The following is a 14,982-nucleotide window of genomic DNA, read 5'->3' on the forward strand; positions in this document are numbered from 1 at the left end:
AAAACTGCTTTTTTAAGCCCTTTTTATTTTATTACTTTTGTCCGATAATTTTCAATCTAACAGATCAAAAAAAACTATGGCTCACAATATTAAACCCGGAGTTGCAACAGGAGATGAGGTACAGGCAATTTTTAATCATGCCAAGGAAAAGGCATACGCCCTGCCCGCGGTAAACGTTATTGGCTCAAATACCATTAATGCCGTTCTGGAAACGGCCGCAGCGTTAAATGCACCCGTAATCATTCAATTTTCAAACGGCGGTGCCCAGTTCAATGGTGGAAAAGGACTTTCCAATGAAGGCCAGAACGCAGCCATACAGGGAGCTATTGCAGGAGCAAAACACGTACACCAACTGGCAGAAGCCTATGGTGCTACCGTAATCTTGCACACAGATCACTGTGCAAAAAAATTATTACCCTGGATAGACGGTCTTTTGGATGCCAGTGAAAAGCATTTTGCCGAAACGGGAAAATCATTGTTCAGCTCGCACATGATCGATCTTTCAGAAGAACCTTTGGAGGAGAATATTGAGATTTGCAAAGGCTATTTGGAAAGAATGAGCAAAATGGAAATGACCCTTGAAATAGAATTGGGCATCACCGGAGGAGAGGAAGATGGCGTGGACAATTCCGATGTTGACGATTCCAAATTATATACACAGCCCGAGGAAGTCGCATACGCTTACGAAGAGCTTTCCAAGGTAAGCCATAGATTTACCATAGCTGCGGCATTTGGGAACGTTCATGGGGTTTACAAACCGGGCAACGTAAAACTGACACCAAAAATACTGAAGAACTCACAAGAATATCTCTCCGAGAAATACAATGTTGGGCATAATCACATCGATTTTGTATTTCATGGCGGTTCCGGTTCTTCCGTAGAAGAGATTCGTGAAGGTATTAGTTACGGTGTCATCAAAATGAACATTGATACCGATCTGCAATATGCATTCCTTTCGGGAGTTCGGGATTATGTTCAGGACAATAAAGACTATTTACAGTCTCAAATAGGCAATCCTAAAGGTTCGGACGAACCGAACAAGAAATTCTATGACCCAAGAGTCTGGTTACGATCTGGTGAAACGGCCTTTGTGGAACGTCTTAAAAAAGCGTTTGAAGACCTAAACAATATAAATACTTTGTAATTTCGAAAAACGCTAACCCTAAAATGGAAAACATGACGGCTTGGTTCAAAAGAAAAGAAAAAGGGATACAGACTTCTACTGAAGAGAAAAAAGATACCCCAAAGGGACTTTGGTACAAATCCCCTACAGGAAAAATAGTAGAGTCCGAGGACCTGGCCAAGAACTTTTATGTAAGTCCAGAGGATGATTATCACGTACGTATTGGAAGCAAGGAATATTTTGAAATTTTGTTCGATGACAACAAGTTCACCGAACTGGACGCCAAACTAAGTTCCAAAGACCCTTTAAAATTTGAGGATACCAAGAAATATGCGGACCGTTTAAAAGCGGCACAAAAAAAGACAGGTTTAAAAGATGCCGTAAAAACAGGGGTTGGAAAATCCATGGGCAAGGATCTGGTGATTTGTTGTATGGATTTTAGTTTTATAGGAGGTTCCATGGGGAGCGTTGTTGGGGAAAAAATTGCGAGAGGTATCGATTATAGTATCAAAAAGAAAATTCCTTTTTTAATGATTTCAAAAAGTGGCGGTGCCCGGATGATGGAAGCCGCACTTTCCTTAATGCAATTGGCCAAGACCTCGGCAAAACTGGCCCAATTGGCGGAAGCGGGAATACCTTATATTTCCTTATGTACAGATCCTACGACCGGTGGTACAACCGCATCCTATGCCATGCTGGGCGACATCAACATCTCCGAACCCGGGGCCTTGATCGGTTTTGCCGGACCAAGAGTGGTAAAAGAAGCTACCGGAAAAGAACTGCCGGACGATTTTCAAACGGCGGAATTCCTATTGGAACACGGTTTTCTGGATTTTATTTCGCATCGTAAAGATTTGAAAAAGAACATAAACCTGTATATCGATTTAATAGAGAATAAACCAATACGGAAATAATATATTTTCCCGATAAAATCATTAACAGAACACGGTCTTTCCCTTTTAATTTTATAGATGGCCATCGTTCCCCGAACGAGGATAATCAAAATTTTTAGGCCGCAGAAGATATTCTTAAACTAAAAAATGACCCCAATATCGGGGTCATATGAACAATTCCGGTTATGGAAAAGTAAAACCGCCATAACGGTTATCCATGTATGACGGCCTTATCCAAATCGTTATTTTGAGAAACGCCTTAAGAAAATCTCTTGGGACTCACCATTAGGATAGGTCAGAATCCCTTTAGCATCACAACTTCCATCACCAAAATCCAACGAAGCCCGAGCATCGCTTTTTGTAATGGAAAGTATGCCACTTACAATAAACCTACAGGACCATTCCCTTCGCAACGGCTCCAGCACTTCCTTTTGTATCGTATTCCCTAATTTTCCCGTGTAGGTTCCCTTTCCGGTAATAAGAAAGGCATTATCTCCCCAAAACCCCGAACCAAAACCTTCGACCCACTCCCTAGTCCTATCACCATTAAAGCTTACGGTCTCCCCATCCGGCCAGGAAGCTGTAAATGACCAAATGGCATCGGACTGCGGATTATTGTTTTCATTGGAACGAATGCGCTCCACACTGGCCGTTCCTTCAACAGAAACCCCATTAAACGCAAAATTTTCCAGGGAAAGGGAAAGGTTTTTTTGGGCAACTTCCATCTGCCTTTCATAACTCAAATAGATAATTCCGCTTAGTACATTGCCATTGGGCAATTCACACCCCTCCCCAAAATCGATCGTCTTTTCTTTCGTGGTATCCGTAACAACCGTGGTTATGGTTACACAATCGGGCAAATAATCCGATCCGTAGTTACTTTTAGAGGTAGAAGATATCTCATCGGTGGTATAGACATCTTCCACCAGGCCCAAAATATCTTCTGATATCAGCTCTGTTTCATCACTAAACTTTAATTCGGCAGCCGTTAACGCCGTACTTTCTTCAGTTTCGTTTGTCGTTTCGTCTTTACTACATGAAATAAAAAAAGTAAATGCCGATAACATGGAACCGATAAGCATTTTTTTAAGTGTGGGGTAATTTTTCATCTTACTATTTTTTTAGATTAATATTTGTTATAGCCTTTCAAATACGGCTTTCAACCGGTCTCGATAACTCATTGATGAAAACCGTTCTCCAAAATGGCCATAACATTTTATTAAGAATTTCAACTTTAGGACTATTTCAATTCAAAAAGGTTTAATCGGCAAACAAAAATGTATATGCGGTCATTTTAAAAATATGCTTATCTTTGCGCCCTGATTGAAGACCAATCGGGTACATAAAAATCATTTAAAACAATATTGGAATGTATTTAACCAAAGAAATTAAAGCCGACATTTTTAAGAAACATGGCGGTAAAGCGGATAACACAGGATCTACCGAGGGGCAGATAGCCTTGTTCACGCATAGGATCAACCATTTAACGGGCCATTTGAAAAAAAATCACAAAGATTTCAATACAGAAAGGTCATTGGTAAAATTGGTAGGTAAACGCAGAAGCCTACTGGATTATCTTAAAAAGAAAGACATTGTAAAATACAGAGAACTGATCAAAGAACTCGGTATTAGAAAATAAATTGGAAAAGGGGATGGTAAACCATCCCCTTTTTTTAAATACTCCTGGTCCTTTGGAGCGTAAATAATAGGGCGAAAACAAAAAGCTACACATAGTTTTTCATTGGTCAGTGCCAACGGCACAAACACACAACACAACAACGACCCCGACCAAAAAAATATGGCGGGTGACCATTGTTTAACAAAATCCCGAATACTATAATTATCGGGTAAAAATCAATTTTATGATTCCAAAAGTATTTAAAGAGGTCATAGACCTAGGTGACGGTAGGGAAATTTCTATCGAGACCGGAAAATTGGCAAAACAGGCACACGGTTCCGTTGTCGTACAATCGGGAAAATGTATGCTGTTATGTACGGTTGTTTCCAATTACAAACAAGCCGATGTGGATTTTTTACCGTTGACGGTGGATTATCGCGAAAAATTTGCGGCTGCAGGCCGTTATCCAGGCGGTTTCTTCAAAAGAGAGGCCAGACCAAGTGATGGTGAAGTATTGACCATGCGCCTGGTAGATCGTGTTTTACGACCTTTATTCCCTAAAGATTATCATTCCGAAACCCAGGTGATGATCCAGTTAATGTCCCATGATGAAGATGTAATGCCGGATGCCATGGCAGGTTTAGCGGCATCTGCCGCCATCCAATTATCGGATTTCCCTTTTGAGTGTGCTATTTCAGAAGCCAGGGTAGGTCGTGTAAACGGTGAACTGATCATCAACCCCACTAGGGCACAACTAGAAGAATCCGATATTGACATGATGATCGGGGCCTCTGCCGATTCCGTGATGATGGTAGAAGGTGAGATGGACGAAATTTCCGAAGAAGAAATGACCGAAGCCATTAAATTTGCCCATGAAGCCATTAAAGTACAATGTGCCGCTCAAGAAAGGTTGGCCCAAGCTTTCGGAAAGAAAGAAGTGCGTGAGTACGAACCCGAAAGGGAAGATGAGGACTTGGCGAAAAAAGTACATGACCTTACTTATGATAAAGTGTACGCAGTTGCAAAAGCCGGTTCGGCCAAGCATGAAAGAAGTGCTGCGTTCGGAGAAATAAAAGAAGAAGTCATCGCTTCCTTTTCCGAAGAAGAGCAAGAGGAATATGCCGGTTTGATCTCTAAATATTTTTATAAGGCCGAAAAAGCGGCCGTGCGTGACCTTACCTTAAATGAGGGATTGCGTTTGGATGGCCGTAAGACTGATGAAATTCGTCCTATTTGGTGTGAAATCGATTACCTGCCCTCTACACATGGTTCCGCGATCTTTACCAGGGGAGAGACCCAGGCATTGGCAACGGTAACCCTAGGAACATCAAGAGATTCCAATCAAATAGATATGCCGTCCCACGAAGGCGAGGAGCGTTTTTACTTACATTACAATTTCCCTCCTTTCTCGACCGGGGAAGCTCGCCCGATCCGTGGAACCTCCCGTAGGGAAGTAGGCCATGGAAACCTGGCACAGCGTGCCCTAAAGGGAATGGTGCCGGAGGATTGTCCTTATACCGTAAGGGTTGTTTCGGAAGTATTGGAATCTAACGGTTCCTCTTCTATGGCAACCGTTTGTTCCGGTACTATGGCACTGATGGATGCCGGGGTACAATTAAAGAAACCGGTTTCCGGTATCGCCATGGGCTTGATTTCCGATGCCGATTCCGGGAAGTATGCCGTACTTTCCGATATCCTGGGCGATGAAGATCATCTGGGCGATATGGATTTTAAAGTTACCGGTACCGAAGATGGGATCACCGCTTGCCAAATGGACATTAAAGTAAAAGGACTGTCCTATGAAATCTTAGTAAATGCATTGAAGCAAGCCAGGGATGGGCGTTTGCACATTCTCGGAAAGCTGACCGATACCATTACGGCACCAAATACAGATGTAAAGGCACATGCTCCAAAAATGGTAACCCGGGTCATCCCTAATGAATTCATAGGTGCCCTTATTGGTCCTGGCGGAAAAGTAATCCAAGAACTTCAAAAGGAAACGGGTACAACGATCGTTATCAATGAAGACCCCGTCACCGAAGAGGGTATTGTTGAAATCCTGGGTACGGACCAGAATGGTATAGATGCCGTACTGGCCAAAATAGATTCATTGATGTTCAAACCGGAAGTAGGCAGTGCTTATGAGGTTAAAGTCATTAAGATGCTGGATTTTGGTGCTGTTGTGGAATACCAGGATGCTCCGGGCAATGAGGTACTGCTCCATGTGTCCGAACTGGCGTGGGAACGCACGGAAAATGTTTCGGATGTAGTGAATATGGGCGATGTCTTTGATGTAAAATATTTTGGCATCGATTCCAGGACCAGAAAGGAAAAGGTATCGCGAAAAGCGTTATTGCCAAAACCGGAAGGGTATGTGGAAAGACCGCCAAGAAACAATGATAGAAATCGTGGTAGGGACGACAGGCGCGGAAGGGATAACCGTGACCGGAAACCAAGAAGGGATTAATTTAAAATCTCCGTAAAAATAGGCCCTGACTTTATAAAGTCGGGGCTTTTTTAATACCGTTTAACGAAAAATGAAGTTTTTTTATAGCTAAATGTAACTTTTTGCACTTTTCTACGTATAAATATATGCAGTCTATGCGAATTGAACTTAATTTATTTTAATGAGACAGCTTAAGATTACAAAACAGGTCACCAATAGGGAGACCGCATCTTTGGACAAATATTTGCAGGAAATCGGCAAGGTTGACTTGATTACCGCAGACGAAGAAGTAGAGTTGGCACAACGCATCAAGGCAGGCGATCAGATCGCTCTTGAAAAACTTACAAAGGCCAACCTTAGATTCGTGGTATCCGTAGCCAAGCAATATCAAAACCAAGGACTTACTTTACCGGATTTGATCAATGAGGGAAACTTGGGATTGATCAAGGCCGCCCAGCGTTTTGATGAGACCCGTGGATTTAAATTTATTTCCTATGCCGTTTGGTGGATCCGTCAATCCATATTACAGGCATTGGCCGAGCAATCCCGTATTGTCCGTTTGCCATTGAACAAGATCGGATCTATAAACAAAATCAATAAAACGTTTGCCTTTTTGGAGCAGGCACATGAACGTATTCCTTCCGCGGAAGAAATCGCCAAAGAACTGGACATGACCGTGGAAGACGTAAAACAATCCCTGAAAAACTCCGGGAGACACGTATCTATGGATGCCCCGTTGATCGATGGCGAGGATTCCAACCTTTATGATGTACTGCGTAGCGGTGAATCTCCAAATCCCGATAGGGAATTGTTGCACGAATCTCTACGTACGGAAATAGAGCGTGCCCTGGAAACCCTAACCCCTAGGGAAGCGGACGTTATTCGTTTGTACTTTGGCCTTGCAGGTCAACATTCCATGACCTTGGAAGAGATCGGGGAAACTTTTGACCTAACAAGGGAAAGGGTACGTCAAATCAAGGAAAAGGCAATACGTAGGTTAAAGCATACTTCCAGAAGTAAGATATTGAAAACCTACCTTGGGTAGATGAAGAATTAAAAATTACACGTTAAATAATCCTTAAATTGGAAATTTGGCATATAAGTTGTAATTTTAACGGTAACAACAGTTTATCATGACTGTTCGTTTTTTGATTGATGAATAAACTCCGGCTGATTACCGGAGTTTTTTCATTTTAAACCCTCCTAGGTGCCTTCAATAAAGGAAAATTATAATAATGGAGAAATCAAAAAAGCGGAATTTGCCCATCTTAAATAGAAAAAAATGGAACAACCCAACAATCCGATGCACGGTATAAAATTGACGGATGTTTTGGAACATCTTACCCAAAAATATACCTGGGACGAACTGTCCGATAGGGTAAATATCAATTGTTTTAAAAACGACCCATCTATAAAATCCAGTTTAAAGTTTTTGCGCAAAACGCCCTGGGCACGTAAAAAAGTGGAAGCATTGTATCTAACATCCATAAATAGCTAATGGCCTTTAATATTGTACTTATAGAGCCCGAAATTCCAAATAACACGGGAAACATTGGGCGATTGGCCCTGGCAACGGGCGCTAAACTTCATTTGGTAAAACCTTTTGGGTTTGAATTGACCGACAAAAGATTAAAACGTGCCGGTCTGGATTATTGGCAACATATCCCATTATTCACTTATGAAGACCAAAACGCATTTTTTAAGGCCCATAAAGACAAAAAGATGGTATTTTTCTCGTCCCACGGAAAAAAGGACCATTGGTCCATTGCCTATGAACGCGATATGTTCCTGGTTTTTGGCAAGGAGTCGGTAGGGTTACCAAAAAAAATCCTAGGGGATAAAAATACGGCAGTGGCCACAATCCCACTCAAAAGTCCGCACATCAGAAGTCTTAATTTAGCAAATTCGGTCGCTATAGCGGTTTATGAAGGGTTACGGCAAATAAAGTAGTCCGTACACGTTCATTTTCGGCAGTTGTATAAGCAATTCGTTATTTTTGCATCTGATTTTAAAGTTATGTTCAAATGAGTGATGTAAAGATTGCACCGTCCCTATTAGCTGCAGATTTTGGAAATCTTCGGCACGATGTGGAAATGGTAGACCAAAGTGAAGCGGATTGGCACCATATTGATGTTATGGACGGCGTCTTCGTTCCGAACATATCCTTTGGAACACCAGTAGTTAAGGCTATTGCAGAATATGCTACCAAACCATTGGATGTACATTTAATGATCGTTGAGCCGGACAGATATATCAAAACATTTGCCGACCTGGGAGCGGAAACACTTACGGTACATTATGAAGCCTGTACCCATTTACATAGAACATTGCAGGCGATAAAAACTACAGGAGTAAAAGCCGGAGTAGCCCTTAACCCCCATACCAATGTCAATCTTTTGGAGCATATTATAACGGATATCGATTTGGTATGTATCATGAGCGTAAATCCCGGGTTTGGAGGTCAGTCGTTCATTGAAAATACCTATGACAAGGTACGGGCCCTAAAAGCGCTGATACGACAAAAAAATGCTTCCACGCTCATTGAGATAGATGGCGGGGTCAATAACAACAATGCCAAAGATCTGGTAGCTGCCGGTGCAGACGTGTTGGTAGCGGGCAGTTTTGTATTTAAAAGTGATGATCCTTTGGCCACCATAAAAGAACTAAAAGGGTAATGGAAGTTTTAGATATCGTTATCATCGGAGGTGGCCCAATAGGTATAGCCTGCGGTCTGGAGGCCCAAAACAATGGATTGTCCTATGTTATTCTTGAAAAAGGCCCTATTGTGAATTCATTGTACAATTATCCGGTCAACATGCAGTTCTTTTCCTCATCGGAACGATTGGAAATAGACGGTATTCCGTTTATCAGTAAGGAAGCAAAACCCAAAAGGGACGAGGCTTTGGAATACTACCGAAGAATAGTAACCTCCAATGACCTGCACATCCATCTTTTTGAAAAGGTGGAGACCGTAAAAAAATTGAACGGTACCTTTACCGTAAACACATCAAAAGGCAACTATACCGCTAAAAATGTAGTGGTTGCCACCGGGTTTTATGATTTGCCCAATCTCTTGGAGGTACCGGGGGAAAATTTACCCAAGGTAAGCCACTATTATAAGGACCCCCATTTTTATGCCGGGCAGAAAGTAGCGGTCGTGGGAGCCAGCAATTCGGCCATTGATGCCGCTTTGGAGTGCTGGAGAAAAGGGGCAGAGGTAAGTCTGATCATACGAGGGCCAGAAGTGGGCCAACGGGTAAAGTATTGGGTAAGACCGGATATCGTTAACCGAATAGAGGAAGGAAGCATTGCGGCATACTATAATACTACCATAACCGAGATACACCCCGATACGATCGCTCTAAATACGCCAGATGGCAAGAAGAACATCCCTAATGATTACGTGCTGGCCCTTACGGGATACCGGCCTAATTTTGAGTTCTTGGAGCATTTGGGAATAACCCTTTCCAAAGATGATAAAAGACTGCCCAAATACGATCCGGATACCATGGAAACCAATGTTGACGGATTATATCTGGCGGGTGTTATCTGCGGCGGTATGGAAACCCATAAGTGGTTTATTGAAAACTCAAGGGTCCACGCCAAACTGATCGTTCAGGATATTAAAAAAGAAAAGGCGATCATTTAACGGGAAATCACTTTTGCAAAATTATAGGCGGCTGCTTCTACATTTTCATAGCTATTCGCCATTGCATCCTCTAGTGTACCTATGGTTCTTAAAACAGAGGTTGTATAACTCAGTCCAAAGGATTTTTGTTGTTCGGGCGTAATATGTACGGACCCACATAGGGCAGCTACGGGAATATGGTGTTTTTGGGCAGATGTTATGATTCCGGTCATGGTCTTTCCGGACAATGTCTGCGCATCAAGACATCCCTCTCCCGTAATGATCCAATCGGCCCCTTTGATGCTATGATCAAAATCAACCATTTTTTTGATCAAATCTATTCCTGGCGATAAGGTGGCCCCTAGAAAGGCCCTTGCACCGCCCCCTACCCCACCGGCCGCTCCCGAGCCCGGCAAGTTTTGCAAATCTATACCGAACTTCCTTTTAATAATTTCAGCAAAATTCATTAGGCCGTCATCCAATAAGCGTACCTCTGTTTTAGAGGCCCCTTTCTGGGAGGCATAAATATAGGCGGCCCCGTTTTTCCCATAAAACGGATTATTGACATCACAGGCCACGTTGATCGTTACCCTATCGAGTCTTTTATGAAGATTATTCCCTTCTATCCTTTTTACTTTGTGTAAGTTTTCCCCAATGGGTATCAATGTATTTCCATTACCATCCAAAAATTTATAGCCCAAAGCCGAAGCAAGGCCCATACCGCCATCGTTCGTGGCACTGCCCCCAATACCCAAGATCAGTTCCTTCGCCCCTTTGTTCAAAGCATCTACAATGAGTTCCCCGGTACCTAAGGATGTTGTATATACGCAATTCAACTCTTCTTTGACCAGTAATTTGTATCCCGATGCTTCGGACATTTCTATAAAGGCCATTTTTTCTTTTTCCGAAAAAAGATAACGTGCTTCCATTTTTCGGAACAATGGATCATTGACCTCCACACTTATTTCCGCCACATCCAAATAACGCCTTATTACTTCGATAGTGCCGTCTCCGCCATCGGCCAAAGGTCTTTTAAGAATAACTGCATCAGGAAAAACCTTTTGGATACCGCTTTCGGCAGCTTCACAGAACTCATGTCCTGTTAACGAGTCTTTAAATTTATCGGGAGCTATTACAAATTTCATCTTTGGATCATTCAACTCTAAGATAGTGGAAAAGAAATCGTCTTGGAACATTATAAAAAATACATATCATCAAAATCGATCAAGGTTCAATGTTTTGATCATATAACTTATACCAAGGGGGAGATCTATGAACCCATTCAAACTTTTTTCAATGGGTTAAAAAATTATCCTTTTGCACCCCGACTTTCGCAATAATCCAAAAAGTTTAATTTAAACCCATTCTATTTATAGGGAATCCAACGGGCTTTGTATTTTAGAAAGGCTTCGGGGGGTTATTTTGGTATACATTTGTGTGGTTTTGATAGAATTATGACCTAGCAATTCTTGGATAAAACGCATATCGGCTCCAGACTCCAACAGGTGTGTCGCATATGAATGGCGTAGGCCATGAATACCTATTCGTTTTTGAATACCTGCCTTGTTCATTGCCTTTTTAAATACTTGCTGCACACTCGATTTTGCATAGGGGCCACCGTATCGGCCTTCTAGCAGGTAATCTTGTGGTCGATATTTTTGGTAATATGACCTTAGTTCGGGCAAAATACTCGTTGGCAACGGCACATACCTGTCTTTTTTTCCTTTGGCCGCCCTTACATGTACCATCATTCTTTTGCTATCGATATCACCTACCTTAAGATTGATCACTTCTGAGACCCTGAGCCCCATACCATATGAGAGTTGCAAGGCGATAAGGTGCTTAAGGTTTTTAGTAGCTCTAAAAATCTTTTTGACCTCATTTTTACTCAACATTTTTGGCAATGTCAACGGTTTTTTGGGGCGTGGTATATCAAAGAACATTTTAGGCCTGTGCAATACTTGCTCAAAATAAAACTTAATTGCATTGATCTTTCCGTTTATTTTTCTTTCACCCATTTTTTCAACACTAATGCAGTACAAAAAATAATCTTTAAGCCTTTTGGGGTTTAAATCTTGTACCGAATGGTTATTGAGCAACAATAATAAATGATGGAATTCGGCCAAATAGATACGAATGGTACTTGGACTATATTTTTTTAAGATCAGTTGTTTTTCAAAATCTAGATAGGCGTTTTGATTGACCAAATGAACGTTCTGTATTTTGGCTTCCGTGGTTTTGCGCTGCGGCATGTTCAACTCTCGCCGTACCGAGGGTAAGTCGGGCAGGTACCATGCCTTTTTGGTGGCGCTCCATTTTGCGGATGAAAACCTTTTGCGCAAATCCGCGGTCAAGGTCTTATCAAACCCAAATTGTATAAGAACGATGTTCTTGCCGCGATGTTCAGATGGTTCAAAAGAATATTTTAAAAAATCCATACGGGTATTTTGAATAACAAGTTAGGCAAAATTATTAGAAACGTTATATAAAATACCTGTATGATTCATTTTATACAACCTCTTATACCATAGGGGATATCGAATAATCCTTATTTTTGGAAAAACGGACATAAATACAGAGTTATTTATGTGTTGTGCAACATTTAAACCCAACCTATGGAAATGACCAAATACCAAAAAAACAAGCTAATAATTTTTTCAGTTTTCAGTATTCTATTACTGATTATTCTCTACAATTATTCACGAAATGGTAGATATGTTTTCAAGGACGAATCCTCTGTGATATTGGACACGAGAACTGGAACAATGTACATTCCATCGAATAAAACTTATTTAGAGATTGGGGATTTTAAAGAACGAAACTGATTTAACAAAATGAAAAATATTCAACCTCTTTTCCTCATTATCTTACTTATCTGCTCTTGTAACTCATCAACAAAAGAAAGGGAACCGACAAAATCAAAAACGGAAATGGATTATGAAATTGCTGATATGTTTTTGGAGTATGACGCAGAAAAAATCGGCTTAATATCAATAATCAAAGATATTCCGCACGAAAAAGCAAATTCAGTTTTAATAGATTACTTGACTAAAACATATGGCTCAACTATGTTGACTATGGAAAATCCTGAATATGTTGTTAAAGTTATTGACACAATCGCACGGAAAAATAATTTACCAAAGAAAATAACTGCATCTATCATATTTAGCTACCAATACGAAATGATTACCAGAGACGAAATAGTTGAAGATGCTATGGATGAAATGCAAGAGTACGATTATGAACCAGCAGACCAATATTAGTATGAACAAAATGTTGTTGCTCTTAAAAACTATTTTGATTGTTTTATTTGTTGGTTGCCTATTCGATTGGAATTATAGTTATTACCAATTGGTAAGGTTTATCGGAATGGTTGGGTTTGGAATTTTAGCATATAACAACTATCAGCAAAATAAAACTTGGTTTTTGATTTGGCTATCATCAGCAGTTTTAATCAATCCGATTTTAAAAATCGCTCTTGGACGAGAACTTTGGAATGTGATTGATATTATTTGGGCTGTTTTGTTAATGATTTCAATATTTTCTAATAAACAAAAAACTGAATTAAAAACATAAAAAAACGTTGCACAACAATGGCTATAAACAATTGTGAGCTAAGCGATTACCCGAAAGTTATTAATTCTAATCAAAGGTTTGGTCTCGGGCAGACAGACCACGGCGGACAAACCCGCAACAGATCATAGCCTGAACCGTTGACAACAATTTGAACCAAAACAAACAATTGAAAGAAATTAATTCAGCAATATTATACTTAGAAAATAAACCGATTGTCAAACTTGATTTACCTGAATTAAGAATTGAAAATGGATTGATTTATATTGATTGCTACATAAATAAGATTTTTTTTGGTGAGGATAGAGAAAAGTCTATTATTAATAAGAAAAGTGTTTTAGACAATAAAACGTTTACAATTGAAGCAATAGAATCACACGGTTCTAAAATTACTTTTAACCGAGTTGTTGTGCAGTCAGAATCCTATCCTAGCTATAAATTTAGTTTCTATTGCTACGATTATTCAACTCAATATATAAATGTCAATAATGAGAATGATATTTTTAAAAGCGGTTTAAAATATTTAGTAGTTGAAGGAGTTGAGATGCTTTTTACCAAAACATCTGAAAAGAAAAGGATAAGAACAATGTTTGGTAAAGATGATTCAAGAATGTTATCGCTTGAATTAGACAATTCTGAAATACGATATAATTACTACGATAAACAGAGAAATTTTGATTTAGAAATTGGACTAATCAAAGACTCTGAAAATGAAAAATCGATTCTAATAAATTTTTACCAAGAAAAGTTAATTCCTTATCGAATTTATCAAAAAATAAAACCATCATTAAAATATTTCATTTCATATTTATGTGGCAACAATGCCATAATTCGTGAGGAGTATTATTTATCCGACTATCAGCATTTTACAAGAACTTACTCTCAAAGTGAAATAACAGAATATAATGTAAATCACTTTTTACCTATTCATAATGTACATTTTAAGCATAAACGAATAATAGATGATTATGCTAATACTTTTGCGAATTTTTTAGTTTGGGATAAAAAAATAAATCTTTCCGAAGTAATTTATCTTATAAATCAATCAAAACAAGTTAATATTGAGAGTAGTTTTTTTATTCTTTTAATTGTCATCGAAAAAATTGCTAACTCTTTATACGATTCGGGAGTTATTGACAAAAAAAATGGTTTAATAATAGAAGACGAGACATTCACCGAATTGAAAGAAAACATTTTGCCACTAATAGAAACTTACATAAAAGGCAAGGTCTCAAAAAAACAAGTAGACCAATTAAAATCTAAATTCGGTAATATTAATAAACTGAGTAAAACAGATAATAAAATTGATATTTTGCTTGAGTTTTGTGAGATTAAAAGAACTGAAGAAATAGACCAATTGTTTCCGAAATTAAGGAACCTTGCTATACACCAAGGAGAGATTAGTTATGACAGAAAAGATTCTTCAAAAAATTATCACACACTATTCGTTTTAATAAATAATATAATATGTAATTTGATTCAATACCGAGGAATAAGATTTATTGAACATAAAGACGGAACTAATTATATTGGAAAAAAGGAAGATTACAAATTTGATATGAAAAAACTGTTGCCAACAACGGCTATAATCAATTGGGGCTTAGTTGTCAAAACAAAAAACAAACTTAAAACAAAGGTCGGTGCTAAACCGAAAAGTTAGGATACAAAATCCCCAACTGCTCATAGCCAAGACCGTTAGGT

At 39.5% G+C, this 14,982-nt stretch carries 15 protein-coding genes; 12 read left to right on the forward strand and 3 right to left on the reverse strand.

All coding sequences use genetic code 11. From position 1 onward, the window contains the following. Positions 1–76: 76 nt before the first annotated feature. Positions 77–1,144 (forward strand): class II fructose-bisphosphate aldolase, encoded by a 1,068-nt coding sequence (gene fbaA, locus ACKWB9_RS06760; protein ID WP_414002249.1) that lies wholly within the window; start codon positions 77–79, stop codon positions 1,142–1,144. Positions 1,145–1,176: 32 nt separating this feature from the next. Continuing rightward, positions 1,177–2,037 carry an acetyl-CoA carboxylase, carboxyltransferase subunit beta gene (gene accD / locus ACKWB9_RS06765; RefSeq protein ID WP_414002518.1) on the forward strand — a complete coding sequence of 287 codons (861 nt, stop codon included), beginning with the start codon at positions 1,177–1,179 and terminating at the stop codon, positions 2,035–2,037. Between the two features lie 221 nt (positions 2,038–2,258). On the opposite strand, the gene ACKWB9_RS06770 is transcribed toward accD, so the two are convergent. Then, entirely contained in the window at positions 2,259–3,125 is an 867-nt protein-coding gene (locus ACKWB9_RS06770; RefSeq protein ID WP_414002250.1) for a hypothetical protein, read from the reverse strand. Between the two features lie 260 nt (positions 3,126–3,385). Here ACKWB9_RS06770 and rpsO point away from each other — a divergent pair, with 260 nt between their 5' ends. The 7 genes from rpsO to ACKWB9_RS06805 all read left to right on the forward strand — a co-directional run bounded on the left by rpsO (position 3,386) and on the right by ACKWB9_RS06805 (position 9,729). Then, complete coding sequence (gene rpsO, locus ACKWB9_RS06775) at positions 3,386–3,655, forward strand: 30S ribosomal protein S15 (RefSeq protein WP_414002251.1); 270 nt, start codon at positions 3,386–3,388, stop codon at positions 3,653–3,655. A gap of 223 nt (positions 3,656–3,878) precedes the next feature. Beyond that, entirely contained in the window at positions 3,879–6,101 is a 2,223-nt protein-coding gene (locus ACKWB9_RS06780) for a polyribonucleotide nucleotidyltransferase (protein ID WP_414002252.1), read from the forward strand. Between the two features lie 160 nt (positions 6,102–6,261). Then, positions 6,262–7,125, forward strand: a complete 864-nt coding sequence (locus ACKWB9_RS06785) for a sigma-70 family RNA polymerase sigma factor (protein ID WP_047247652.1) — start codon at positions 6,262–6,264, stop codon at positions 7,123–7,125. Between the two features lie 237 nt (positions 7,126–7,362). After that, positions 7,363–7,578: a VF530 family protein gene (locus tag ACKWB9_RS06790; protein ID WP_414002253.1), complete on the forward strand. Its 216-nt coding sequence runs from the start codon at positions 7,363–7,365 to the stop codon at positions 7,576–7,578. Beyond that, entirely contained in the window at positions 7,578–8,030 is a 453-nt protein-coding gene (locus ACKWB9_RS06795; protein ID WP_414002254.1) for a tRNA (cytidine(34)-2'-O)-methyltransferase, read from the forward strand. Before ACKWB9_RS06790 ends, ACKWB9_RS06795 begins: the two co-directional genes overlap by 1 nt. Before the next feature lie 74 nt (positions 8,031–8,104). Then, on the forward strand, positions 8,105–8,755 hold the full coding sequence (gene rpe / locus ACKWB9_RS06800) for a ribulose-phosphate 3-epimerase (protein ID WP_414002255.1): 651 nt from the start codon (positions 8,105–8,107) through the stop codon (positions 8,753–8,755). Continuing rightward, positions 8,755–9,729, forward strand: coding sequence for a YpdA family putative bacillithiol disulfide reductase (locus tag ACKWB9_RS06805; RefSeq protein WP_414002256.1), 975 nt, complete (start codon positions 8,755–8,757; stop codon positions 9,727–9,729). The genes rpe and ACKWB9_RS06805 overlap by 1 nt, the downstream gene beginning before the upstream one ends. On the opposite strand, the gene ACKWB9_RS06810 is transcribed toward ACKWB9_RS06805, so the two are convergent. Next, positions 9,726–10,853 carry a glycerate kinase gene (locus ACKWB9_RS06810; protein ID WP_414002257.1) on the reverse strand — a complete coding sequence of 376 codons (1,128 nt, stop codon included), beginning with the start codon at positions 10,851–10,853 and terminating at the stop codon, positions 9,726–9,728. The genes ACKWB9_RS06805 and ACKWB9_RS06810 overlap by 4 nt on opposite strands. Before the next feature lie 225 nt (positions 10,854–11,078). Next, complete coding sequence (locus ACKWB9_RS06815) at positions 11,079–12,146, reverse strand: tyrosine-type recombinase/integrase (protein WP_414002258.1); 1,068 nt, start codon at positions 12,144–12,146, stop codon at positions 11,079–11,081. A 396-nt stretch (positions 12,147–12,542) separates the two neighbouring features. On the opposite strand from ACKWB9_RS06815, the gene ACKWB9_RS06820 reads away from it, so the two are divergent. The 3 genes from ACKWB9_RS06820 to ACKWB9_RS06830 all read left to right on the forward strand — a co-directional run bounded on the left by ACKWB9_RS06820 (position 12,543) and on the right by ACKWB9_RS06830 (position 14,941). Beyond that, on the forward strand, positions 12,543–12,971 hold the full coding sequence (locus ACKWB9_RS06820; RefSeq protein WP_414002259.1) for a hypothetical protein: 429 nt from the start codon (positions 12,543–12,545) through the stop codon (positions 12,969–12,971). After that, positions 12,949–13,284: a DUF6804 family protein gene (locus ACKWB9_RS06825; RefSeq protein ID WP_414002260.1), complete on the forward strand. Its 336-nt coding sequence runs from the start codon at positions 12,949–12,951 to the stop codon at positions 13,282–13,284. The genes ACKWB9_RS06820 and ACKWB9_RS06825 overlap by 23 nt, the downstream gene beginning before the upstream one ends. A gap of 166 nt (positions 13,285–13,450) precedes the next feature. Further along, on the forward strand, positions 13,451–14,941 hold the full coding sequence (locus ACKWB9_RS06830; protein WP_414002261.1) for a hypothetical protein: 1,491 nt from the start codon (positions 13,451–13,453) through the stop codon (positions 14,939–14,941). The last annotated feature ends 41 nt before the right edge of the window (positions 14,942–14,982 follow it).

Source organism: Maribacter spongiae, from assembly GCF_047345125.1.
Classification (GTDB): Bacteria; Bacteroidota; Bacteroidia; order Flavobacteriales; family Flavobacteriaceae; genus Maribacter.

Bases quoted from the DNA above. Each gene is read 5' to 3' on its own strand.
- fbaA (WP_414002249.1), top strand. From the start codon at position 77: ATGGCTCACAATATTAAACCCGGAGTTGCAACAGGAGATGAGGTACAG.
- accD (WP_414002518.1), top strand. From the start codon at position 1,177: ATGACGGCTTGGTTCAAAAGAAAAGAAAAAGGGATACAGACTTCTACT.
- ACKWB9_RS06770 (WP_414002250.1), bottom strand. From the start codon at position 3,125: ATGAAAAATTACCCCACACTTAAAAAAATGCTTATCGGTTCCATGTTA.
- rpsO (WP_414002251.1), top strand. From the start codon at position 3,386: ATGTATTTAACCAAAGAAATTAAAGCCGACATTTTTAAGAAACATGGC.
- ACKWB9_RS06780 (WP_414002252.1), top strand. From the start codon at position 3,879: ATGATTCCAAAAGTATTTAAAGAGGTCATAGACCTAGGTGACGGTAGG.
- ACKWB9_RS06785 (WP_047247652.1), top strand. From the start codon at position 6,262: ATGAGACAGCTTAAGATTACAAAACAGGTCACCAATAGGGAGACCGCA.
- ACKWB9_RS06790 (WP_414002253.1), top strand. From the start codon at position 7,363: ATGGAACAACCCAACAATCCGATGCACGGTATAAAATTGACGGATGTT.
- ACKWB9_RS06795 (WP_414002254.1), top strand. From the start codon at position 7,578: ATGGCCTTTAATATTGTACTTATAGAGCCCGAAATTCCAAATAACACG.
- rpe (WP_414002255.1), top strand. From the start codon at position 8,105: ATGAGTGATGTAAAGATTGCACCGTCCCTATTAGCTGCAGATTTTGGA.
- ACKWB9_RS06805 (WP_414002256.1), top strand. From the start codon at position 8,755: ATGGAAGTTTTAGATATCGTTATCATCGGAGGTGGCCCAATAGGTATA.
- ACKWB9_RS06810 (WP_414002257.1), bottom strand. From the start codon at position 10,853: ATGAAATTTGTAATAGCTCCCGATAAATTTAAAGACTCGTTAACAGGA.
- ACKWB9_RS06815 (WP_414002258.1), bottom strand. From the start codon at position 12,146: ATGGATTTTTTAAAATATTCTTTTGAACCATCTGAACATCGCGGCAAG.
- ACKWB9_RS06820 (WP_414002259.1), top strand. From the start codon at position 12,543: ATGAAAAATATTCAACCTCTTTTCCTCATTATCTTACTTATCTGCTCT.
- ACKWB9_RS06825 (WP_414002260.1), top strand. From the start codon at position 12,949: ATGAACCAGCAGACCAATATTAGTATGAACAAAATGTTGTTGCTCTTA.